We start from the raw sequence: 23,300 nt of genomic DNA, 5'->3' as shown, positions 1-23,300 counted from the left end.
CTTTTAGGGGGATTATGATGTTTATTTTAGATCAATATATTGAATTATGGTGTGCCTATGGTAAAGAGAGACAAGAAGGCGAACAATTTGAAGTAACAGTACAAATGATTGCAGAAACATTATTTTGTACAGAACGGAATAGTAAATTAATTATCAAAAAGTTAGATGAATTAAATTGGATTGCTTGGTTTCCAGGGCGCGGGAGAGGGAATCGTTCTAAATTAATATTTCAAAAGCAACCAATTCCACTAATTTTAGAAAGAGGAAAAGAATTAACGAAAAAAGGAGATGTGAAAAGTGGAATCTCATTTGTGGAGCGCTACAGCTCGCAATTTCCGTCAGTAAAGAAAGAGTATGAAGTTTGGATAGATTCCATATTTGGTCATCAAATAGAAAGGACATCCGAAGGGAGAAGAGATGTCCTTCGTTTGCAGGTTCAAATGAATTTAGATATTGCATTAGATCCGGTTTACGCTACGATGCGATCGGAATGTCATATGGTTAAACATATTTTTGATACACTCGTATATGTAAATGAGGAAACAAATTCTATAGAACCAAGACTTGCTTTTCAATGGGAATATAATGATGCTGAAAAGGTATGGACTTTTTATTTACGAAAAGGCGTTCGTCTTCATAATGGAAAACGACTTACTGTACATCATGTTATACATTCATTGAATCGATTTATGAAAGCTGAAAACAACCCACACGCATGGATGTTACAACATGTTGAAAGTTTCCGTGCAGTGGATGAATTTGTTGTTGAAATTCAATTACATACGGTAAATAGGATGTTTTTACATATGCTAAGCGCAGAACAGTGTTCTATCGTAATTGAAGATGAAGCAGGAAACTTCATAGGTACAGGGCCTTTTATATTACGAGAGAAGAATACACATTTATTTGCATTAGAAGTACATGATTTATATTATCGTGAAAGACCTTTTCTTGACCGAATTGAACTATTGAATGTAGAGAAAAATGTAAATACATATGACGTATTAATAAAGGCACAGTATAAAGATAAAGAAAATCTTAATAAAGAACTTTCACGGCTTGAATCGAATGTGACATATGTAACGTGTAATCTTGTAAAAAAAGGGCCAATGCAAGATGAGCTGTTTCGAAAAGCGCTATACAAAATTATTCATGGTGATAAAATCGTTCAAGAACTCGGCGGAGAACGTGGAGAAGTGGCAAAGAAACTAATATTAGCAAATGAAAGTATAGTAGATATTGACGAAGATATTCAAAGTTTAATTAAAAGGAGTACGTATCATAGTGAAGTGCTACAACTATACACATTTAAAGGACGAGATCACGTTGAAGATGCGCAATGGATACAAAAAGAGTGTGCGAAGTACGGGATTCGTGTAGAAAATAATTTTCTTGAAATAGAAGAGTTATTGGAAATAAATACGATACAAAAAGCTGATATGATGCACGATAGTGCAACGATTAGCGAACGAATAGAAGATAGTCTACTATACATGTTTCTTACAAAAAATAGTTTTATTCATGGGCAAAGCAGCATGGACTTTCATGCAATGTTATCTCCTTATTTCAAACAAGAACAAGTAGAGAATAGAGTTACACTGTTACGCGATATTGAGGACACATTGTTACGTCAAATTCATGTTATTCCTTTATATCGCAACAAACAACAAGTAACTTCTCATGAAAAAGTACAAAATATAATGATTAATTCACAAGGGTGGATTGATTTTTATAGAATATGGTTTAAACCTTGATAGATAAAGGCTCTTATGCATTTTTTATAAGATGTGTAAGAGCCTTTTTGTATGTAAAATAGGATTGTTTTACACATTGTTACGCTACTTGTGATAAAAGTCCATTTACAACGTAACAGTGTTATGTTACATTGTTATCAGGAGGGAGTGTTATACAGTTGAGTACAGATTTAATTTCAAAAAAAGATTTATTAGAACTTACTGGTATTTCATACGGACAGTTATATAGGTGGAAAAGAAAAAATTTAATACCGGAAGATTGGTTTGTACGAAAGTCTACATTCACGGGTCAGGAGACATTTTTTCCGAAAGAAAAGATTTTAGAGCGAATTGATAAAATCCAAACGATGAAAGAGGATCTATCACTTGATGAACTAGCGAATATGTTCTCACCGAGTGTGAGAGAAATTCTTTTAACGAAGGAAGACATTTTACGTAAGGGGATTGCATCAGAACCAGTTTTACAATTTTTCATAGAACAAACGAATAAAACAGCAGAGTTTCAATTTGTAGATATTCTTTATGTGTACATGTTAGAAGAATTACTACAATCGGGAGAGATTAGTTTAGAAGAAGGAAAAATGGTCTTGCAAGTTTTAAGTGAAAATTATGAAGCAATGAAACATAAAACGTGTGACTTAATCATTGTCCGAAAGTTAGGGATTTCTACATGTTTCTTAGTTTCAAACGTGGACGACTTAATTTTTGAAAAAGGCACCAAAATCGTTTTACGCGAAGCGATTATGAAATATACCGAAGCATTAAAAACTAAATTGTTGTAGTGGAGGAGAAAGTATGCGTACAGATAATTTGATTATAAATGGTTACGGTTCATCGAATGGCGGCGAGTTTCATAAAGTGCAATTAAACGGAAAAGGAACTGTGAATGGAGATGTTGAATGTGAGCAATTTGAATGTAACGGTTACGGAGCAGTTACTGGCGATTTGAAAAGTAACAGTGCACGAATTAGCGGATCTGGTAAAGTTGATGGCACGGTTCATGCTGAAACGATGCGAATTGATGGAAAAGCTACAATTACGCAAAATGTAAAGGCAAACAGTTTGAAAATTGCAGGAAAAGGTACGATAGGTGGAAATGTCACAGGTGAAGAATTTAAAGTTAATGGTCAAGCAACAATTGACGGTAATTGTGAAGTGGATACTTTTTCTTCAGAAGGACAATTTACAATTGGCGGATTATTAAGCGCTGATGAAATAAATATTAATATTCACGGTACATGTCGCGCGAAAGAAATTGGTGGTCAAACGATTAAAGTAAGACATAGATCAGGTACATTAAGTAGGCTATTTAAAACAGTATTTGGCTTGCGGTTAGAAGCTGAACTATTAGAAGGTGACAATATTGATATTGATTATGCTCACATAAGAACGGTAAGAGGAAACAATATTACAGTAGGACCGAACTGTGAGATTGAACTCATTGAATATACAGGTGTTCTAACTGTTGATAAAAGCGCAAATGTAAAAGAAATTAAGCAGGTTTAATGGGAGGGAGAAAGCACTATGGAACATCCACATAGTCTCACAGTAAATGGTTCCGGTAATTCAGCAGGCGGAGATTATAATAAAGTGAAGATACGCGGCGAAGGAACGATTTCTAATGATATGAGCTGTAATGAATTTAAAACGTACGGCACGAGTGATGTACGGGGTAATATGAAAGTAAAAAATTATGTTGTGTATGGAGATAGTGAAGTACAAGGAAATGTAGATGCAGAATATGTAAAAGTATATGGTAATACAAAAATGCATGGTGATGCACATATTGAAAAAACAAAAGTTAGAGGTATGATAGATATTGCTGGGAAACTTTCAGGTGATTTTGTCGATGTAAAAGGTGCTTTAAATGTGAGGGAAAATATTGAAGTAGAAGATTTATCATTAAATGGTGGTCTTGAAAGTGATGGATTACTTAATGCTGAAAATATTCAAATCTCACTTCGTTATGAAGGAAGTAAGGTAAGAGAAATTGGTGGTAAAAAAATTACGATTCGTAAAAAAGCGAGATTTCTTCCTTTTATTAGTCATGTTGGAAACCTCCAAACTTCAATTGTTGAAGGAGATGATATTTATTTAGAACATACGATTGCTGACGTAGTGAGAGGAAACAACGTTACAATTGGCCCTGGGTGTGAAATTAGTGTTGTAGAATATCATACTAGTTTTAATCAAAAGGGTAATACAGTTGTAAAAGAACATAAACAAATATAAGTAGTATGAGGGAGAGCAAGGTTATGGTTGAGAAGAATAATAAGCTCGGCTTTATTGTGGCGGGCTTATTGCTAGGTATTTTAATGGCATCAATGGATAATACCATTGTCGTAACAGCGATGGGAACGATCGTTGGTGACTTAGGAGGTCTTGAAAACTTTGTATGGGTCGTTTCTGCCTATATGGTCGCAGAAATGGCAGGTATGCCGATTTTCGGTAAACTATCAGATATGTATGGAAGAAAGAGATTCTTTATTTTTGGTTTAATCGTCTTTATGATTGGTTCGGCACTTTGTGGTACTGCTGAAAACATTACACAGTTAGGCATTTATCGTGCCATTCAAGGTATTGGCGGCGGGGCATTAGTACCGATTGCATTTACTATTGTTTTTGATATTTTCCCTCCTGAAAAGCGCGGGAAAATGGGTGGTTTATTCGGAGCAGTATTTGGATTATCAAGTATTTTCGGGCCATTACTTGGCGCATATATTACAGATTATATTAGTTGGCACTGGGTATTTTACATTAACTTACCTCTTGGCATTTTAGCACTTATTTTTATTACATTCTTTTATAAAGAATCACGAGTTCATAGAAAACAAAAAATTGATTGGTTCGGCGCAATTACTTTAGTTGGTGCAGTAGTTTCTTTAATGTTTGCTTTAGAACTTGGTGGACAAAAGTATGACTGGGATTCTAGCTTTATTTTAAGTTTATTTGGTGGATTCGCTATTTTAATTATTGCATTTATTTTTATTGAACGAAAAGTAGAAGAGCCAATCATATCATTTGAGATGTTTAAGCAGCGCTTATTCGGAATGAGTACCATTATTGCTTTATGTTATGGTGCTGCGTTTATGTCAGCAACTGTATACATTCCGTTATTCATTCAAGGTGTATACGGAGGTACCGCAACAAACTCAGGGTTATTACTATTACCGATGATGTTAGGATCAGTTGTAACAGCGCAATTAGGTGGGTTTTTAACGACGAAGCTTAGCTACCGAAACATTATGATTATTTCTGCTGTTATTATGCTAATTGGACTATTTTTATTAAGCACATTAACGCCAGAAACAAGTCGTGTATTATTAACAGTGTATATGATTATTATTGGATTTGGAGTTGGTTTCTCATTCTCTGTACTAAGTATGGCGGCTATCCACAACTTTGGTATGGAACAGCGAGGGTCTGCGACTTCAACGAGTAACTTCATTCGTTCATTAGGCATGACGCTTGGTATTACAATCTTCGGAATGATCCAAAGAACAGGTTTCCAAGATCAATTAGAAGAAGCATTTAAAGGTATGAACGGGGGAATGAATACAAACGCTTTAGGAGATTCAAGAGCTATTTTATCAGAATCGGCAAGATCTCAAATTCCACCGCAAATATTAGATAAAATTATTGATGCTCTTTCTAGCTCAATTGTCCAAACATTTATGTGGGCATTGGTACCAGCTGGTTTAGCATTCATATTTATTTTCTTTATGGGAAATGAGCGCATGGTAATTAAAAAACAACAAAAGAATAAAAAGAGCGAAACATCAAAAGCGTAATGAAAAAGCTCCCTTCCAATTGGAAAGGAGCTTTTTCGTATGTACGGATTTAGATTAGCCTTCGATGATTTCGTATTCTTCGTCTGCTAATAATAAAATTTGTGTTTTCTTACCTTTGTTTTGAACTTCGATTACATCGTAAGCACCTAAGTCTCTTATTTTGCTTTGGGAAGCGTTAACCATAACTTCAATAGAATCAATTAAGATATCTTCTTCAATGTATGATTCAGGCAATGCCATATCTTCAGTATCTAATACACATGCGTATAGATTTTGTAAGTTTTCAGTAGTTGGATTTTGTTCTTCAACATCAATGATGTTTTTTACTGCTTCCATATTTTCTTCTTTTGCTTGGTATACTTTAATTTTAGCCATTGTTTTAATCTCCTTTATAACGTAATCGTAGAGGCTACACTTCATTATAACGTTTTTTTCATGAAAGATGAAATTGTTATATGTATTTATAGGGAAATTTATGTGTTAGTACTCATTTTTAATGCGATAAGTAGGCAAATATATTCCTACGTTAAAGTTATATTGTCCAAGCTTATCTCATATCCCCCTCATATTATGTGTATGAGATAAAACATATAGAGAAGGGATGGAGTGTAAGTGGGTTGTGAGCCGAAACGAAATGATCGATGTTGCCAAAATAGTATTTGTGAATTTTTGCGAAGTCTAGAGCCTTTTACAAAAGTTGAGAGTATTGTAATTGCCGGAAATGAAATTGTTGTATCTTATTTTCTTTCATTTAATAAGAAGAATGGTGTCGTATCCTTCGTACAAGAGGGCGATGAGGTTATTTTTGTAGATTGCTCTAAGATTGATGCAATTCGAATAGGAAAAGTTTGTAGTTGTAAAACGAAAGTCAAATTTATTGAAGAGGATTTCAGTCTACTTGGAAACGTTTGTCCGCAATGTTTAACAGAGGGAAGCACACTCTTTTTTGACTTTCACAATTCAGAATTGAATTTATCACTTCAAGCAAAAACAATTGATGCGCCTAGTTGTACTGGGTTTATAGATGAGATGGGAAATGTAGTAAAACAAATTACTATAATAGGTGAAGCAATTGTTTCTAAAGATTTTGTTCAAGTGCCTGAATTATTAAGTTTCCGACTAGTATTATCTGATACGGCTACGAATCCTTTAAAGTTTGGAATACTGTTCATTAATTTCCCTGATCTTACGTTTATTATTCTTTTCGCATCGAGTGGATACCTCAACATTTCGAATTGTTTGAGGATAGAGAGTGGAACTGGTAATGCTGAAATAGAAGAGATGAAAAAGATAATATCGAATGACGATAATACGTACACATCAGTTGTTAAAGTGACTAAAGTATATAAAAACGGAGGAACAGAATCATTTGTTTATAAGAAGGAGTTATAACATATATTTTTAAATGAACCCTTAAACTAATGTTAAGGGTTTTACATAATAATATAGATTGCGAATTATTATTAAGTATATTATCTGTAAACCTTTTTACAGGATAGTCATTTACTTATTTTTAGATGTTATAATAATTTTATATTTATGAATAATTTATAATTATATGGAATGTAGTAGACGTTTGCTTATATGTAGAAAAGAGTAGAAGTACATTAATTCTAAAGAAAGCAGGAATGTAAATGATATATGAAGCGAATATACATACAAGAGAAAAATTAGTTACTATGTTCGAAGATTTCAATAACGTTGTTTTACTTTCTTATTTACAAGGACATATGGGTACCGCTTGGGTAAATGATCTTGAAAATCCGACAGTAGCGCAAATTACGGTAGGGATCTTTACATTTTACGCTGGGGATTCAAAGGTGAAAGAAACAGAAGAATTGCTTCGAAACATTCCTGATAGAATGTTAGTCATCGTAAATAGTGTAGAATGGAAAAAGCGTTTAGAAACATTTTACGAAAGAAAAATAGATAAGTTTTTACGCTATAAATTTAAATGTAATGCAGAAGTTTTTGATCGTTCAAAATTACAATCTCTTATATCAGCGCTTCCAAAAGGATACGAGTTAAGAAGAATAGATGAAAATATCGTAAATAACCCTACATTACATAAAGTCTCTAAAGATTTTACAAGTCAATTTCAATCAGTAGAAGATTATATAAACCGAGGTATAGGGTATTGTATTTTGTATAAAGGAGAAGTTGTATGCGGTGCATCATCATATAGCATTTATGATAATGGCATTGAAATTGAAGTTGCGACTGATCACAATTATAGAAGAAAAGGATTGGCGACTATAGTTAGTGCAGCACTAATCTTGGACTGTTTAGAAAAAGGGATATATCCAAACTGGGATGCAGCGAATACTACATCTGCAAAACTAGCTGAAAAACTAGGATATGTTTTTGATAAGGCGTATGATACTTATTTTGTGGATAATAGTTCAAATAAAAGAGCAGTTAGCCAAAGCTAACTGCTCCTCTCCAAAGGGGGAATGGAGAGATACAATCATGTTATTTACATTATTGACGGGAGGTTGATTTTTAATCAATCTTCTATAAAAGTTGAGATAAAATATTTTTAATTAACCCTGAGGATCCAATTAAGAGTACTGATAAAAAAACGATTGAGAATATACTTTTTTTAGGTTTTTTAAATTCTATGTATATGTTAATAATGGCACCAATTGCAACTACAGTAAAGATAACGAGTCTTATTACATCTATCATAAATAACGCTCCTTTTAATTACTTAATTGTATTATATAGGAATTGGCCTTTCGATTAGTTTATTTGAATACGATTTAAGGTAATTTTAAACAAACTAATCATTTATACAAAAGTAAGGTTAAGAAAAAAGACAGCGTAAGAAGTAATAGTATATCTTGTAGAAGCTGATGTTGACCAAATAAATTAGGGTTATTATCTATGCGGAAAAGTATAATTAATATTTATATATACTCACTTTAGGTACTTTTACAACTTAAATAATAAAACATGCTTTTCATAATGATCCAAACACCAATTATATTTTTCTAGAATAATTGGATGAACAACTTCTTTCGTAGTATCGACCTCAGTATAGCCATATTTCTTATAAAAGTTTTCTAATTCCTCAAAAGGAAGACAATATACATTTGGAACTTGTAATTTCTTCGCAGTTTCTACTAAAAATGAAACAAGATCCCCAGCTAATTGTAGCCCTCTAAATTGAGGAAGAATATAAATTCCACCCATTTCTAAAGTATCTTCATCTATTTGGACTAATCGTCCAACACCTGCATATTCATTGTTGTATGTAATAATTGCAACTTTATCTCTTTTTAAATCACTTCGTACAAATCCTATTGAGTCGTATTGATTATTAATCCATTCTAAATCATTAGATGTAGCCATTTGGATACTCATAGACATCCTCCTTCGGAATGCTAGCACTATTTTTATTATATAAAACATAAGATGCTATATCAAAAGAACCTTAATATAGCACATTTGCAAAATTTATTAGTTGAAGTTGTAGATTTGCTGGTATTGAAATGATAATTTCAACTAAAAGAGGATAAGAACCTTGTGAATTTAGTGTAAAACTAGTTCTTGTGTTTGGTAACGCATTATTATTTAAGCGTATAGAGTTTATAGGCTTATTTTAATTGGTGTAGCTACTATATTATTGGAACTAGTAAGGAAATATAATAATCCCCAGCCTGAGTGATAAAAATCGTATTAGGATTTAGCAAAAAAACCTCCTGAAAAAGAAAAGGGATTTAAAAATAAGAGCACTTCGAAAAGTGCCCTTCAGTAACGACTACTCATTTTAAAAAGAAAGGATGCAATATATCATATGAAGTTAAGTGTATTTAATTATGGGCCTTTTATATAAAAGTTTTATTTTGTTCCGAATAAAAAGGCGATTGTTTCCGCAACCACCTTTCAGTAAAATAAAGCACTTTTTATGAAATAAATTATGGATGATCCCTAAAAAAGGTTATAGGATATACTCACATTTTTATAACTAAAGTGACGAATTCAGGTTATAAGAAAGGAACAATTATATTGTATGAAATCTATTCTAGAGTAGTCGCAAAGAAAGCTGTCTTCTTATTTGAAGGTAGCTTTCTTTTATTAGAAAAAGAAGTAGAAGTAAAATAAAAGATTAAGTTACTTGTCCAAACAAATCTTTAAAAAATACATAAAATGCTAATAGTTAGTCAATATTTTAATATTGCTAACTTTTAAGACTAAAAGGGGTGATTTTATGTGTGAATGTGAAGTTTGTAGAAGAAAGAAAAACCGGGATCCATTAAATCGGGATTGTGAGCCGAAAAAACGAGCTCCTAAGCTAAAAAAAGAGGATTGTGAACCAAAAAAAGAGGATTGTGAACCAAAAAAAGAGGATTGTGAACCAAAAAAAGAGGATTGTGAGCCAAAAAAAGAGGATTGTGAGCCAAAAAAAGAGGATTGTGAACCAAAAAAAGAAGATTGCGAATCAGTAAATTATTATTCGTTTAGTAAAAATACAAATTTTTTAGAGGAAGCTATACAAACAGATAAAATCGATCAAATTTCTGAGGAATATATTGAAATAGTTGATTCAGCAGATGTACAAGTTACTACTACAGATACAAAAGCTGCGCTATCTATCCAAGCGGCATTACAAGCAGCTATCGTAGTTGTAGTAAGTATTTCTATAGCAGATAGTGAAAAGGCAGATAAAATAACACAAGAATTATTTCAAAAATCAGCTATTAAACAAATTAATAGACAAAAAACATTTATAAAAAATTCCAGAAACGTAACCGTAACAACGACTGATACAGATATTGCAGTGAATATTCAAATTCTCCTTCAAATTTTATTAGCTTTATTAGTTAAACTAAACATTTTATAAAGTGTCTATCCTATTGATATTTAGCTATAAGTTTTCACTTTAAGTAAACGTTTTTTGTTGTAACATATGGTACAAGCTTGGACTTCTTATTATGACTGAATTAATATTCAAGATAAATGAAAAAGCAAGTGTGGAAAACTACAAATAAAGTTGAAATACATTATTTAACAGTAAATGAAACTTATATTTATGTGAAGTGAAGGAAAGAAAGCTGACTTCTTATTAGAAGCCAGCTTTTTGAAGTTATTAGTAAAAAGAAGTGGAAAATAGAAGATTAAGTTACTTGTCCAAGCAATTTTTATTAAATTACATATAATGCTCTTAGTTATTTGAAATTTTTATAGAAAATTGATTGGAGTGAATATTGTAAATGGATGATTTAAACAAATTTTCTTCCTTTAAGTTTGATAAGGATCAAAAGAATATAATTATAGACCTTTTACTCTCAGATATTTTTAATAGGCATGGGATAAATGAAGAAAAACTAAAAAATTTATCGCCAGAAAAAAAGCAGCAAATTAAAAGTATTGTTTCTGAAATACAATCACAAGTTAATAATTATTTAGATTGAAAGGGGGTGAACGTATGGAAAAAACATGTCATTCAGATGAAAATAAAAAATGGAGTGCATTAGATTACTCAAATCCTCATCCATCTTTTAAAAATGCTAGTGTTTCAGAAGCAGCTGCGCAAGAAAGTAAAACTTACCAAATTTCTGAAGAATCAATTACAATTGTCGATTCAGCAGATGTAGAAGTTACTACTACAGATACAAAAGCTGCGTTATCTATTCAAGCGGCATTACAAGCAGCTATCGTGGTTATAATAAGTATTTCTATAGCAGATAGTGAAAAAGCTGATCGTGTTGCACAAGAATTGTTTCAAAAATCATCTATTAAACAAATTAATAAACAAGAAACTGTTATTAGAAATTCTAGAAATGTTACAGTTACGACTACTGATACAGACATAGCAGTAAATGTTCAAATTCTTCTCCAAATTTTATTAGCGTTACTAGTTAAATTAAATATTTTATAAAATGTTTAACTTGTTTTTTATCCAGTGATTCTTACAGGTGAATATTTACTGTTTTAATTATAGTACAGGCTATAAATATTAATCATAACTGGACTAATATTTAACATCGCTAAAATAATAATGAGAGCAATGTGATGGAAAATGAAGTTTGGTTATTTTATGAAAATTTAAAAGCCATTTCCTTTATTGGATTTGGCTTTTAAATTTTAAACAGTATGAATTTGAAAAGATTATATTAAGATAAAGAATTAAAATATAATGATACAAAATACTTATAAAATTATTCGTGTTTTAGAAAAATAATAAGAAAAAGGTGTTTAAAATAAAATCATTTGTATTAACAGTTCAAGTTTTGAAGAATAGTGCATACAATATAAAGTGTTTTCCTTTCTTCCTTTAAGTTTTACGTATATAATTTAAAGGTACTATTTTTATTTTATTATTTTATATTTATAACAGAATAGAGGTTTAAAAATGGGTGTTAAAATCATTACGGATAGTGCGGCGGATTTACCAGTAGAATTGCTGCAAGCATATGATATTGATTTAATTCCACTCCGTGTATATGATGAAGCAGAAACAGAGTATTTAGATGGAGTAACATTAGAGTCAGTTACATTATTGCAAAAAATGAGAGAAGGCGCTGTTTATAGAACGTCATTGCCTTCACTTGAAACTTTCCAAGAAAAATTTGTTTCTTATGCAAAAGAAGGTAATCCTTGTATATATTTAGCTTTTTCATCTGAACTGTCTGGTACATATCAATCATCAGTTCTCATTAAAGAGGAAGTAAAAGAAACATATGCTAACTTAGATTTAGAAATTATTGATACGAAATGTGCTTCGCTTGGTCAAGGGCTTGTCGTATTAGAAGCTGCTAAAATGGCAAAAGACGGTGCATCAAAAGAAGATATTTTAAAGCGTGTTGATTTTCTAATGAACCATATGGAACATATTTTCACTGTAGCTGACTTACAGTACTTAGTGAGAGGTGGACGTTTAAGTAAAGTCGCAGGATTTATCGGTGGTTTACTAAACATTAAGCCGATTTTAAACGTGGAAGAAGGAAAACTTGTACCACTTGAAAAGGTAAGAGGGAAAAAGAAAGTACTTGGCCGAATTGTCGATATAATGGAAGAGCGTGGAAAAGAACTTAAAGGTCAAACAATTGGTATAACTCACGGTGACGATTTAGAAACAGCTGAAGCGTTAAAAGCATTAATTACAGAAAGATTTGGCTGTGAAGTATTTATCGTAAATACAATTGGTGCAGCAATCGGAGCACATACAGGACCTGGAGTTATAACGTTGTTTTTCTTAAATGAAGTAGAGTAAAGGATTGATCTTTTGATCAATCTTTTTTTCTTCAAGGTAATGTTACTATTTCTGTAGCAGATGAGCTGAAAAAATTTAAGGGATTATTACATATGGGTGTTATTACAGAAGATGAATTTAATGCGAAGAAAAAGGAGTTACTAAATATATAAATTAGTTTTTTATGAAATTAGTATGAAAAAGCTAAATATAAGATATAAAAAAGATGATTCTGTTGTGGACAGAATCATCTTTTTTATGTATTGAAGTATTTTGTTTATAAAAATCTAAATATTTCAAGATATTAAAATTTATTTATTTCATATATAATTGTGTAGGGAGAAATATCTGTAACTATTTGTAAAAATAGGGGGCGGCTATAAAATGCATGAAATTGCTAGATGGGATTTAGATCGATTATATACGTGTGGAGACATTATATTTCCAATATTGGAGTTAAAAGAGCAATATATTGTGACAAAGGACGTAGAAATCCTTTCAAAACTTATTCAAGCTATTGAAAAAGCAGAATACTATTTGTACTGTCGATTGACTGAAGAAAGTGTTTCATCTGACATTACTAGATTGACTGTGAAAGTAAAGGAATTAAAAAGTGAAGTGCAGCAAGTCATACAGCAAAGTGAAGTGGAAATTACTGATAATACTAGGCTAATAAAAGATGAACTACATGCGTGGGAAAATATGTACATACAATTAAGGAATAGGATAGAAATAGAGCACAATAATAAGCAATTATCATTTGGACAAGCAAATCATGTTGCAATGAATAGTGATAATGAAAAGGAAAGACTAGAAGTATTCGAGTTATTAACATGTGCTTTACATAAGGAGAAAGAAATTTTTGCTACTGTATTAAATCAAATAGGAAGATTGCGTAATACGAAGGGTAATGAATTAGAAGATAGAGAGATTTTAGCAAGGTCCCTTCATGCGAATGGTGTTTCAGAAACTGTATTATTACAAATATGGAATGCGACAGAAGAAAATCTAGATAAATTAGTTAGTGCTTTAAATGTGTATAAGAAAGGCAGAGCTTCGATTACATGGCATGAACTTATGACAGTAAAGGAGAATAATGAGGTTATTATTCCTTTTTCAGTAGCAGTACAAAACATATACGGTGCATTTAAAAATATAGATGAAGAATTAGCAGAATTTGCACGTCATGCGATAGAAAGTGGTTGGGTAGATGCAGAACCGAGAGAGAATAAACCCCCAGGTGGATTTTGTGCTCCTTTTTTCAGTGAAAAAGAATCTCGAATCTCTATGCGTTATGACGGAAGTATCGATAGTGTAAGAATACTTGCCCACGAACTAGGACATGCTTGGCATTTTTATAATATGAGTTTTGAACAATCCTCTTCTTTTTTAGATGATTATTTGCCAATGAGTACAGCTGAATCAGCATCTATTTTCTTTGAAACGGTGCTTATAAATTATCTAATTCAAACAACAGATAGTATAGATATAAAAAAGTCATTGCTTAGCTGGAAAATAAGAAACTGTTTTAATTATGTAATGGCAATTCGAGCATCGTACGAATTTGAGAAGAACTTTTACGAGAAATGTAAAGAAAGTCCTTTAAGTGCTGATCAAATCGAGAAATTATCTATAGTAGCGCAAGAAAAAGCATATGGAAATTCATTATCAGAATATCAGCCGTTCGTGTGGATGAAATATATTCAATTTTATATAGCAGATGTTCCTTTTTATAATTATCCATACACATTTGGGTATTTAGCTAGTTTTAGTTTATTAGAAATAGCTAAAGAAAGTAAAAGTACTTTTCACTTGAAATATAAAGAGTTTTTACGAGAAACAGGAAAAGCTCCAGTGGAAGAACTGATGAAAAAACATTTTGAAATAAATATAACAAGATATGAATTTTGGGATAAAGCTTTTAAACAAATTTCTAAAGATATTGATGAATATTTGCAACTTATGTAAGGGGAGAGTAAAGTGAATCACCAACTTATAAAGGGAATACCTTTTTCAACTTTAGAATATGCACAAGTTATAAGTTTATTAAAAGGTTGGCTACATGAAAAACAAGAGAAACCAAGATTTGTAGTAACTGCAAATCCTGAAATTGTTATGTCTGCAAAGGAAAGCACGGCTAAATCTAAACAGTTTAAAAAGATGTTACTATCTGCGGATTTAATAACAGCGGATGGAATTGGTGTCATAATTGGCTCGAAAATATTAAAAGGAACGCTGAAAGAACGTGTCACAGGGGCAGATATCACTCACGATTTAATAAAATATTGTAACGATAATAGATACCGCGTCTTTCTTTTTGGAGCTGCTCCAGAAAGTAATAAAAAGGCATTAGAAAAATTAAATGAGCAGTTCCCAGGAGCACAGTTTAAAGGACAGCATGGATTTGTAAATGGTGAAGAAATAGAAGAAGTAAAAATGAAAATAAAGCAATTCAAGCCGCACTTACTGTTAGTAGGACTAGGTTCACCGAAACAAGAAGAATTCATCTATGAAAACATACAAACATTAAACGTTCCACTATCTATTGGTATTGGAGGTATGATCGATATATTATCTGGTACTGTAAAAAGAGCACCGAAAATTATGAGGGATACAGGAACTGAATGGTTATATAGATTACTCTCACAGCCGAAAAGATTAAAGAGACAAATCGTACTTCCGAAATTTTTATTGTCGGTTATGTCTGAAAGAATTAAAGGGAGTAATTAATAAAGGAGAGTACATTCATGAACAGAATCGGAATTATCGGAGCAATGCAAATTGAAATAGACTTACTTTTAGAAAAATTAGTTGTACAAGAAGAACAAATAATTGCGGGAATGCCTTTTTACGTTGGAGAATTCATGGGAACTGAAGTAATTGTTACAAGATGTGGTGTAGGGAAAGTAAATGCAGCCGCATGTACGCAAACATTAATTCATAAATTTGATGTAGATGCTATCATCAATACAGGTGTTGCTGGTGGGTTACACCTAGATGTAAAAGTTGGTGATATCATTATTTCAACGAATGTTACCCATCATGATGTAAGTAAGACTCAAATGAAAAACTTATTCCCGTTTCAAGAAGAATTTATCGCAAGTAAGGAATTAGTAGAGTTAGCGCGTATTGCATGCAATAGTAGTAATTTACACATAGAGGTTCATGAAGGAAGAATTGTAAGCGGTGAATGTTTTGTTGAAGATTCAAAACTAAAAGCGAAATTAATAGACGAATATGCACCGCATTGTACAGAAATGGAAGGTGCAGCAATTGGACATGTTGCCTACATAAATGAAGTACCGTTTCTCGTAATGCGATGTATTTCTGACAGTGCAGACGATGAAGCACAAATTTCTTATGATGACTTCGCGAAAACGGCCGCAAACTATTGTTCAGAAATTATCGTTGAGATGCTGAAAAATATATCAAGTAAAACTGTATTATAATTCAAAAGGAGAGAATGAAATGTTACAAGCATTAATTTTTGATATGGACGGAACGTTATTTCAAACAGATAAAATTTTAGAATTATCGTTAGATGATACTTTTAATCATTTACGTTCATTACAATTATGGGATACGGTAACACCTATTGATAAGTACCGTGAAATTATGGGCGTGCCGTTACCGAAAGTTTGGGAAGCTTTATTACCGGATCATTCTCTTGAAATAAGAGAACAAACAGATGCATATTTTTTAGAAAGATTAATTGAAAACATTAAGAGCGGAAAAGGTGCTTTATATCCGAATGTAAAAGAGATTTTTACATATATAAAAGAAAATAATTGCTCAATACATATTGCAAGTAATGGTTTAACTGAATATCTACGAGCAATTGTATCTTATTATGATTTAGACCAATGGGTTACTGAAACGTTTAGTATTGAACAAATAAACTCACTTAATAAAAGCGACTTAGTAAAAAGTATTTTGAACAAATATGATATAAAAGAAGCAGCTGTAGTCGGGGATCGTTTATCTGATATAAGCGCAGCTAAAGATAATGGCTTGATTGCGATTGGATGTAATTTTGATTTTGCACAAGAAGATGAACTTGCCCAAGCTGATATAGTAATAGATGATTTACTGGAGTTGAAGGGGATATTGCCTGCTATACAGAGATAATAAAGTTGTTTAAATTACAATATAATCATTCTAAAAATAATAAAGTCGTTTAAAAATCTTTCTTCCATTAACGGAGTAAATTGCTTAGTGGGGAATTAAAATAAGTACTTGTGGCTTCTGAAGAAATGGAAAAAGAAAGATGTTAAATACAAAGTAGACTCTGTTATACAGAGGTAGAGATAGTGGTATTCATTTGTGATGGATTAGTAATGGTTTGATTTGGATTATAAAGTGTGTGCGTTTTTTGCCAAGTACTATATGACTTATTCTATGGAGGAAATATGCTTAAAGATAATTTTAACATTAATAATATTCCCACGGTTTTGTGGGGAGATAAAAGTGAAAAAGTTTTTATTGCAGTACATGGAAATATGTCAAATAAGGAAGATGCAGTTATTCAAATATTAGCTGAAGAAGCTAATCAAAAAGGTTATCAAGTATTAAGCTTTGATTTACCTGAGCATGGAGAAAGAACAAATGATAATACTCCTTGCAAAGTACAGTTTTGTGTTAGTGAATTATCTATAATTATGAATTACGCAAAAGAGCATTGGAAAGAAGTAAGTGTGTTTGCATGTAGTATAGGAGCTTATTTTAGCCTTTTAGCCTATCAAAATGATGTGATTGAAAAGGCATTATTTTTATCACCAGTAGTTAATATGGAACGAATTATCGAAAATATGATGAAATGGTTTAATGTAACACCAGAACTTTTGCAAAAAGAAATGATTATAGAGACACCGATTGGTCAAAAGTTATATTGGGATTATTTATGCTATGTAAAAGAACATCCTATTAATACATGGAATATAGATACATATATTATGTACGGAGCTAAGGATGAACTGTGTGAATTTGAAATTATTAACGATTTTACAAAAAAACATCGTTGTGCATTAGAAGTCATGGAGACAGGTGAACATTATTTTCATACTGAAGAACAGTTAAAGATATTTGAACTGTGGTTACACAAGCTTATAGATTAACAAATTATAACTTAACTTGAACAATGTTAGAGTAGAATGATGAATTTATAAACTGATATTATATTTGAGAGACATTATAAATGTAAATCTATTCATTTAAGCAAACAGCTACTTTAGTTCAATAAGACTTAAACAACTATATTATCGATTTAAAACTGAAGTGAAGAATACACATACTACGAATTGAATAAGATAACAATCATAAAAATGCTCAGAATAAATGATTTTAGAGCATTTTTATGTGTTTCTATATTAAGGGGGGATTTACTTGAAAGATATACATATTCAACAAATTGAAGATTTAATGATATACGAACACGAATATCTTGTTCAGGAAAGCAAAGACGAAGGATTTTATTTCCTAATAAAATTAATAAGTGAATATGAAAATAAAATAAACACATTTAATAAAACTGGTGAATGCTTATATGGGATTTTTCATGGGGAAAAGTTAATCGGAATAGGAGGGTTAAATGAGGATCCATATACAGAAAATAATAAGATTGGCCGATTAAGGCGATTTTATATTTCAAAGGACTATCGTCGTATAGGGCTAGGGAACTTGTTATTAAAGCGACTATTATCTCATGCGGAAAAGAATTTTAAAGTAGTTGTTTTACATACAGATACAAAACAAGGTGATGCATTTTATAGTGCAAATGGATTTGTGAAGGGGCAGGTATATAAAGGATATAGTCACTATAAAGTATTATGTTAGTAAAAAAAGAGACCTCTGCTTCGAAAAATAAGCTTATGAAGTCTCTTTTTTCTAGTCAATTATGTTTAACATTCATTTCTTTCAATAGTCCCTTCGGATCACCTTTTACATAATAAAAATGTGGATTATTTTCATCGTCGTAAAGCATAATATAAGGTTTTTGATTAAGAGGGAGAAGAATAAGTACTTCATCAATTGTTGTTTGTAGCCATTGATTTGTAATAGAAACTGGTTTAGATAAAGGGATTTTTATCATGTGACCATCTTTTGGAACGACATTTAAGTTTTTGAAGGGGCCAGTAATGGATTTAGCATATTGAACAGCTTTTTTTTGAATAGCTGGATCTAAAGATTGTTTTTGAACGACCATTTCTTTTTGACAATCAAATACTTCAATTTGTTGATTTGTATTTGCGAACGCATTTGTTGATAATAAAAAGAAAAGAAGAGTAATGACCCCGATTTTTTTCATCATAGTACAACACCTCGTTTTTACTATACCCTTAACTAGTTCAAATATTTTTCTGTCACATACATGTAACAAAGAAGTTGTATGATACAATTAATTTTTGTTTAAAAGCAATGGAGGATAATGTATGAAAGTATTAATCGCAGATGATGAACAAGATATGCTAAGGATTTTAAAAGCTTATTTTGAAAAAGAAGATTTCGAAGTGTTATTAGCGAAAGATGGAGAGGAAGCACTTCAAATATTTTATGATGAGAAAATTGATTTAGCTATTTTAGATTGGATGATGCCGAAATATAGTGGCATTACTGTCTGTCAGGAAATAAAAAAGAATTCAAGCGTAAAAGTATTAATGCTTACGGCGAAAAGTGAAAGCGAAGATGAATTAGCAGCGCTTCAAAGCGGGGCAGATGAGTATGTAAAAAAACCATTTCATCCAGGCGTATTAATCACTAGAGCGAAAAAGCTTATACAGCATGATGATGTCATTCAAGTTCAAGATTTGAAAATAGATTTTACGAAAAATAAAGTTTATAAAAATGACAAAGAGTTAGATATTACAAAAACAGAGCTAGAATTAATAAAGTGTTTTTTAAATCATAAAGGCATGATTTTAACTCGTAAAAAATTGTTAGATATCGTATGGGGATTTGACTATTTTGGAGAAGAGCGAACTGTTGATACACATGTAAGAAGGTTACGTAAAAAAGTAGGAGAAAATATTATAAAGACGCATCGTGGTTTAGGGTATAGTTTGGAGGAGCAGAGTGAATAAACTTGGAAAAAAGCTATTTCTCAGCATTTCTTTAACTGTTATTCTTATTTTTACGATCTCTTTATTAATAATTAACTATCTTTTACCGAAATATAATATTTACAAAACGAGAGAGAACTTGAATGAATTTACAGTGCAAATACAAAATACATCTGTAAATGAGTTAGAAGATGTAATTCGTACAATTGAAAGCGAAAATAACGTTACGTTTGCATATACGTCAATCAATCAGTCAGAAGATGATATGAACGAAGCGTTACGCATGCAACTTACGAAAAAGAAAGTAGTTTTAAATAAACTGTGGATTACGAAAGACGCAGTCATGAAGGTGAAAGCGGAAGGGCAATCGAATAAACTGTATGATCAAGAGAAGTTAAAAGCAAGTTTTTTCGCTAAATATATTGCAAAAGATAATACAATAATTTTAATGGGAACTTCTATTGCACATTCTAACGAAATTATAAAAACGTTAAATACATTTTATTTATACATTCTTTGTTTCTCACTCCTTCTTATTATTTTACTTGTGTGGATACTTTCAAAAATAATAACGACTCCATTGAAAGATCTAAGCGATGTAGCTCAGGATATTTCACATTTGAAGTTTAAAAGAACGAAAGTGAAAACGAATGATGAAATAGGAGAATTAGCCAATAGCATTAATATTATGAGTGAAAAACTACATGAAGCACATCAAGATTTAACAGATCGTAATGAACATTTAAAACGATTTATGGGTGATGTGACGCATGAATTAAAGACACCAATTGCATTAGTAAAAGCATATTCTATGGGAATTAAGGATGGATTGGATGATGGGACATACGTAGATACAATTATTAAACAAACAGATCAAATATCAAACTTAATTGAAGAACTATTACGATTTTCGAAGTTAGAAAGAGATGTTTTACAAAAAGAAGAATTCCCTATTGAACCATTAGTCCGAAGTATAATAGATAAGCATAAAATTGAACTGGAGTCGAAAGAAATACAGTTGCAGACGAACAGTAATATTAAAAATCAGGTCATTTATGCGGATTTAAATAAAATGGGAATGGTGTTTCAAAATTTAATTTCAAACGCAATAAAATATACAACAAATCAAAACATAATAATCACTTTAGAAGAGAGAAATAATAGTGTATATTTTCAAATTAAAAATGGGATTAATGCAGAACAAATTAAAGATGTCGATAAAATTTGGGAACCTTTTTATGTCTTAGACTCTTCGCGAAGTAAAGAAAAATCAGGCACAGGATTAGGACTAGCGATAGTGAAAAGTATTTTAGAAAGGCATGGTTTTGACTATGGCGTATCTACTAAAGAGGGAGAAATACGGTTTTATATTACTATGAAGAATGACTAATTCAATACAATTAGAAGCATCGTCTATTAATAGGTGATGTTTTTTATTGATTATATGAGAGCAGTAAATCAGAATATATAACCTTGAAAGCCCGTTGGAAGAGTGTTCTACAAATTTCTCAAGTTGCTGTATAAAATATAAACTGAATTTTCAGTAATTATATTGTATAGTAAAAGGAGACATAAATGGGGAGGGAAGGATATGGGGAAAAAGAAAATAGCAACATTATCAGCAATATTATCTTTATCAATTACGTCAGGAGTTTCTAGTATGACTGCGTATGCAGACAATAAAGAAACAAACTACATAAATGAGCATGACGTGAAGTTAAATGGAATTGTTTCAGATGCGTTACGTTCAAGTACGAAAATTGAATTAGAAAACGGGATGACAAAACCGATTTACTCGCTTGATGAAGCGATTGTTGAAAATCTATTTGTAGAAACGGAAGTAGATAGTGATCGAGATGGAAAAAAAGATCGAGTATCAGTAAAAGTTATGCGTCCAAAAACTGATCCAAATGTGAAAGTTCCTGTTATATATGAAATGAGCCCATATCGAGCTGGTTTAAAAGATGTTCCTGTATATAACGTAGATGAAGAATTGTATGCGTATGAAGGCAAACCGTATGGAGCTGTTAATCTTGGTTCATACGGAAATTACTATGTACCAAGAGGCTATGCAGTTATTTTAGGTGAAAGTATTGGAACTGGAAAATCAGATGGATGTCCGACTACTGGAGACGAACAAGAAATATTAGGAACGAAATCTGTCATTGATTGGGTGAATGGACGTGCGAAAGCATATACAGAAAATGGTGAGGAGGTTAAGGCTGATTGGTCTACAGGAAATGTAGGTATGACAGGAGTTTCTTATAATGGTACGTTACCGAATGCGGTTGCGACGACTGGTGTTGAAGGATTAAAAACAATTATTCCAATCGCAGCTATTAGTAGTTGGTATGATTATTATCGTGCAAATGGTGCAGTCATTGCACCAGGTGGATACCAAGGAGAAGATACAGATAATATGGCAGAAGCAGTACTAACAAGAGAAAATCCTGAAGTTTGTGGACAAGTAATAAAAGAGTTAACAGCAGGACAGGACCGAAAAACTGGTAATTATAATGATTTTTGGGACAAACGTAATTATGTAAAAGATGCTAAAAATGTAAAAGCGAGTGTATTTGTTGTTCATGGTTTAAATGATTGGAATGTAAAGACGAAGCAGTTCGCGCAATGGTGGGAAGCGCTTGGAGAGAATGATGTCCCTCGTAAAATGTGGTTACATCAAGGTGGACACGGTGGAACATCAACGAATGACTGGCAAAGAACACAAAACAAATGGTTCGATTATTGGTTGTATGGAATTGAAAATGGAATTATGAATGAACCAATGGTCGATGTACAACGTGAGAATAAGGCTTGGGATAAAATAAAAAATTGGCCGGATCCAGCAGCTGTGCCGTCAAAAATCCGTATGTATTTAAGTAACAAAGCAGTTAATTTACCATTCAGTATGGGTTCTGTTAATAAGGTGTTTTCATTCGTAGATGATGCAAAAATGAAATCAAACGAATTAGTAGCAAACCCAGAATTAGAAGTAGCCAATCGATTAGTGTATACAATGCCTGTACTGCAAAAAGATACGCGTATAAGTGGTACACCAAAGATTTCAATTACAGGTAATATTGATCGATCTGTATCAAATTTAACAGCATTACTTGTTGATTATGGAGGAACGAAGCCGGAAATCGTAACACGAGGCTGGATGGATCCACAAAACGTAAAAAGTATAGAAAATTCAACAGCGATTCAACCGGGCAAAGATTATACATTTACATGGGACATGCAGCCAGATGATTATGTCTTTAAAGCTGGGCATCAAATAGGAGTCGTTTTAATTGCTAGCGACTATGATTATACAATTAGACCGAAAGCGGGCACGAAGCTTACAGTGAAATTAAGTGAAGTGACATTGCCAATTGTGAAATAAATAGTTATGGATAAAGAGGCTGTCCTAAAAGGTGCTTTTTAGCCAAAACCGAATAGAAAGTGAAAGGAAGAAACGTTGATTTAATAACGTTTCTTCCTTTTCAATTTCATGTGATTT

At 31.9% G+C, this 23,300-nt stretch carries 21 protein-coding genes and 2 pseudogenes; 20 read left to right on the top strand and 3 right to left on the bottom strand.

Translation table 11 applies throughout. The annotated features are described in order from the left end of the window. The first annotated feature begins 17 nt into the window (after window positions 1–17). From NLJ82_RS13570 to NLJ82_RS13550, 5 genes are all read left to right on the top strand, one after another. A complete protein-coding gene (locus NLJ82_RS13570; protein ID WP_000470164.1) occupies window positions 18–1,754 on the top strand; it encodes an ABC transporter substrate-binding protein in 1,737 nt (578 codons plus the stop codon). 158 nt (window positions 1,755–1,912) lie between these two features. Continuing rightward, entirely contained in the window at window positions 1,913–2,536 is a 624-nt protein-coding gene (locus tag NLJ82_RS13565; RefSeq protein WP_000102250.1) for a YhbD family protein, read from the top strand. A gap of 13 nt (window positions 2,537–2,549) precedes the next feature. Beyond that, window positions 2,550–3,260, top strand: a complete 711-nt coding sequence (locus NLJ82_RS13560) for a bactofilin family protein (RefSeq protein ID WP_001258369.1) — start codon at window positions 2,550–2,552, stop codon at window positions 3,258–3,260. A gap of 18 nt (window positions 3,261–3,278) precedes the next feature. After that, window positions 3,279–3,986 (top strand): hypothetical protein, encoded by a 708-nt coding sequence (locus NLJ82_RS13555; protein WP_000400894.1) that lies wholly within the window; start codon window positions 3,279–3,281, stop codon window positions 3,984–3,986. A 23-nt stretch (window positions 3,987–4,009) separates the two neighbouring features. Further along, window positions 4,010–5,545, top strand: coding sequence for an MDR family MFS transporter (locus tag NLJ82_RS13550; protein ID WP_000229602.1), 1,536 nt, complete (start codon window positions 4,010–4,012; stop codon window positions 5,543–5,545). A 54-nt stretch (window positions 5,546–5,599) separates the two neighbouring features. Here the strand turns inward: NLJ82_RS13550 and NLJ82_RS13545 are convergent, their stop codons facing one another. Further along, the gene (locus NLJ82_RS13545) at window positions 5,600–5,920 is read right to left on the bottom strand and encodes a hypothetical protein (protein ID WP_001062738.1); all 321 of its coding nucleotides are present in this window, start codon (window positions 5,918–5,920) and stop codon (window positions 5,600–5,602) included. 237 nt (window positions 5,921–6,157) lie between these two features. On the opposite strand from NLJ82_RS13545, the gene NLJ82_RS13540 reads away from it, so the two are divergent. Next, a complete protein-coding gene (locus NLJ82_RS13540) occupies window positions 6,158–6,937 on the top strand; it encodes a BC_2878 family exosporium-associated protein (RefSeq protein ID WP_000501716.1) in 780 nt (259 codons plus the stop codon). A 242-nt stretch (window positions 6,938–7,179) separates the two neighbouring features. After that, window positions 7,180–7,977, top strand: a complete 798-nt coding sequence (locus NLJ82_RS13535; protein ID WP_000638718.1) for a GNAT family N-acetyltransferase — start codon at window positions 7,180–7,182, stop codon at window positions 7,975–7,977. A gap of 502 nt (window positions 7,978–8,479) precedes the next feature. Here NLJ82_RS13535 and NLJ82_RS13530 read toward each other — a convergent pair. Continuing rightward, complete coding sequence (locus NLJ82_RS13530) at window positions 8,480–8,911, bottom strand: GNAT family N-acetyltransferase (RefSeq protein ID WP_000027224.1); 432 nt, start codon at window positions 8,909–8,911, stop codon at window positions 8,480–8,482. Window positions 8,912–9,758: 847 nt separating this feature from the next. On the opposite strand from NLJ82_RS13530, the gene NLJ82_RS13525 reads away from it, so the two are divergent. The 10 genes and pseudogenes from NLJ82_RS13525 to NLJ82_RS13475 all read left to right on the top strand — a co-directional run bounded on the left by NLJ82_RS13525 (window position 9,759) and on the right by NLJ82_RS13475 (window position 18,575). Next, window positions 9,759–10,391, top strand: a complete 633-nt coding sequence (locus NLJ82_RS13525; RefSeq protein ID WP_000333020.1) for a spore coat protein — start codon at window positions 9,759–9,761, stop codon at window positions 10,389–10,391. A 370-nt stretch (window positions 10,392–10,761) separates the two neighbouring features. After that, window positions 10,762–10,962 (top strand): spore coat protein W, encoded by a 201-nt coding sequence (locus NLJ82_RS13520; protein WP_000342253.1) that lies wholly within the window; start codon window positions 10,762–10,764, stop codon window positions 10,960–10,962. A gap of 14 nt (window positions 10,963–10,976) precedes the next feature. After that, on the top strand, window positions 10,977–11,429 hold the full coding sequence (locus NLJ82_RS13515; RefSeq protein WP_000415812.1) for a spore coat protein: 453 nt from the start codon (window positions 10,977–10,979) through the stop codon (window positions 11,427–11,429). Window positions 11,430–11,903: 474 nt separating this feature from the next. Beyond that, entirely contained in the window at window positions 11,904–12,764 is an 861-nt protein-coding gene (locus NLJ82_RS13510; protein ID WP_000538272.1) for a DegV family protein, read from the top strand. A gap of 47 nt (window positions 12,765–12,811) precedes the next feature. Then, a pseudogene (locus tag NLJ82_RS13505) lies at window positions 12,812–12,916 on the top strand (SHOCT domain-containing protein); the annotation flags it as partial. A 211-nt stretch (window positions 12,917–13,127) separates the two neighbouring features. Beyond that, the gene (locus tag NLJ82_RS13500) at window positions 13,128–14,711 is read left to right on the top strand and encodes a M3 family metallopeptidase (protein ID WP_000544328.1); all 1,584 of its coding nucleotides are present in this window, start codon (window positions 13,128–13,130) and stop codon (window positions 14,709–14,711) included. 12 nt (window positions 14,712–14,723) lie between these two features. Then, window positions 14,724–15,473, top strand: a complete 750-nt coding sequence (locus NLJ82_RS13495; RefSeq protein ID WP_001016403.1) for a WecB/TagA/CpsF family glycosyltransferase — start codon at window positions 14,724–14,726, stop codon at window positions 15,471–15,473. Window positions 15,474–15,490: 17 nt separating this feature from the next. Further along, window positions 15,491–16,871 (top strand): annotated as a pseudogene (locus NLJ82_RS28775) (5'-methylthioadenosine/adenosylhomocysteine nucleosidase). Window positions 16,872–17,152: 281 nt separating this feature from the next. Next, window positions 17,153–17,857 (top strand): alpha/beta hydrolase, encoded by a 705-nt coding sequence (locus NLJ82_RS13480; protein ID WP_000910323.1) that lies wholly within the window; start codon window positions 17,153–17,155, stop codon window positions 17,855–17,857. A gap of 268 nt (window positions 17,858–18,125) precedes the next feature. Continuing rightward, window positions 18,126–18,575 carry a GNAT family N-acetyltransferase gene (locus NLJ82_RS13475; RefSeq protein ID WP_000651662.1) on the top strand — a complete coding sequence of 150 codons (450 nt, stop codon included), beginning with the start codon at window positions 18,126–18,128 and terminating at the stop codon, window positions 18,573–18,575. A 55-nt stretch (window positions 18,576–18,630) separates the two neighbouring features. Here NLJ82_RS13475 and NLJ82_RS13470 read toward each other — a convergent pair whose 3' ends face one another. After that, a complete protein-coding gene (locus NLJ82_RS13470; RefSeq protein ID WP_000976094.1) occupies window positions 18,631–19,050 on the bottom strand; it encodes a hypothetical protein in 420 nt (139 codons plus the stop codon). Window positions 19,051–19,171: 121 nt separating this feature from the next. Here NLJ82_RS13470 and NLJ82_RS13465 point away from each other — a divergent pair, with 121 nt between their 5' ends. From NLJ82_RS13465 to NLJ82_RS13455, 3 genes are all read left to right on the top strand, one after another. Then, entirely contained in the window at window positions 19,172–19,819 is a 648-nt protein-coding gene (locus tag NLJ82_RS13465; protein WP_000865964.1) for a response regulator transcription factor, read from the top strand. Next, complete coding sequence (locus NLJ82_RS13460; protein ID WP_001037247.1) at window positions 19,812–21,188, top strand: sensor histidine kinase; 1,377 nt, start codon at window positions 19,812–19,814, stop codon at window positions 21,186–21,188. Before NLJ82_RS13465 ends, NLJ82_RS13460 begins: the two co-directional genes overlap by 8 nt. Before the next feature lie 201 nt (window positions 21,189–21,389). Next, window positions 21,390–23,183: a Xaa-Pro dipeptidyl-peptidase gene (locus NLJ82_RS13455; protein ID WP_000516716.1), complete on the top strand. Its 1,794-nt coding sequence runs from the start codon at window positions 21,390–21,392 to the stop codon at window positions 23,181–23,183. Window positions 23,184–23,300: the final 117 nt, after the last annotated feature.

Origin of the sequence: Bacillus paranthracis (assembly GCF_024296885.1) — a bacterium.
Taxonomy (GTDB): Bacteria; Bacillota; Bacilli; order Bacillales; family Bacillaceae_G; genus Bacillus_A; species Bacillus_A paranthracis.
The sequence above is the reverse complement of the archived record's forward strand: the minus strand, read 5'-3'. Positions and strand labels throughout refer to the sequence as shown.

What these genes read in the sequence shown, in the direction of transcription:
- NLJ82_RS13570 (WP_000470164.1), top strand. Translation starts at nt 18, where the DNA reads ATGTTTATTTTAGATCAATATATTGAATTATGGTGTGCCTATGGTAAA.
- NLJ82_RS13560 (WP_001258369.1), top strand. Translation starts at nt 2,550, where the DNA reads ATGCGTACAGATAATTTGATTATAAATGGTTACGGTTCATCGAATGGC.
- NLJ82_RS13555 (WP_000400894.1), top strand. Translation starts at nt 3,279, where the DNA reads ATGGAACATCCACATAGTCTCACAGTAAATGGTTCCGGTAATTCAGCA.
- NLJ82_RS13550 (WP_000229602.1), top strand. Translation starts at nt 4,010, where the DNA reads ATGGTTGAGAAGAATAATAAGCTCGGCTTTATTGTGGCGGGCTTATTG.
- NLJ82_RS13545 (WP_001062738.1), bottom strand. Translation starts at nt 5,920, where the DNA reads ATGGCTAAAATTAAAGTATACCAAGCAAAAGAAGAAAATATGGAAGCA.
- NLJ82_RS13535 (WP_000638718.1), top strand. Translation starts at nt 7,180, where the DNA reads ATGATATATGAAGCGAATATACATACAAGAGAAAAATTAGTTACTATG.
- NLJ82_RS13530 (WP_000027224.1), bottom strand. Translation starts at nt 8,911, where the DNA reads ATGAGTATCCAAATGGCTACATCTAATGATTTAGAATGGATTAATAAT.
- NLJ82_RS13525 (WP_000333020.1), top strand. Translation starts at nt 9,759, where the DNA reads ATGTGTGAATGTGAAGTTTGTAGAAGAAAGAAAAACCGGGATCCATTA.
- NLJ82_RS13520 (WP_000342253.1), top strand. Translation starts at nt 10,762, where the DNA reads ATGGATGATTTAAACAAATTTTCTTCCTTTAAGTTTGATAAGGATCAA.
- NLJ82_RS13515 (WP_000415812.1), top strand. Translation starts at nt 10,977, where the DNA reads ATGGAAAAAACATGTCATTCAGATGAAAATAAAAAATGGAGTGCATTA.
- NLJ82_RS13510 (WP_000538272.1), top strand. Translation starts at nt 11,904, where the DNA reads ATGGGTGTTAAAATCATTACGGATAGTGCGGCGGATTTACCAGTAGAA.
- NLJ82_RS13500 (WP_000544328.1), top strand. Translation starts at nt 13,128, where the DNA reads ATGCATGAAATTGCTAGATGGGATTTAGATCGATTATATACGTGTGGA.
- NLJ82_RS13480 (WP_000910323.1), top strand. Translation starts at nt 17,153, where the DNA reads ATGCTTAAAGATAATTTTAACATTAATAATATTCCCACGGTTTTGTGG.
- NLJ82_RS13470 (WP_000976094.1), bottom strand. Translation starts at nt 19,050, where the DNA reads ATGATGAAAAAAATCGGGGTCATTACTCTTCTTTTCTTTTTATTATCA.
- NLJ82_RS13465 (WP_000865964.1), top strand. Translation starts at nt 19,172, where the DNA reads ATGAAAGTATTAATCGCAGATGATGAACAAGATATGCTAAGGATTTTA.
- NLJ82_RS13455 (WP_000516716.1), top strand. Translation starts at nt 21,390, where the DNA reads ATGGGGAAAAAGAAAATAGCAACATTATCAGCAATATTATCTTTATCA.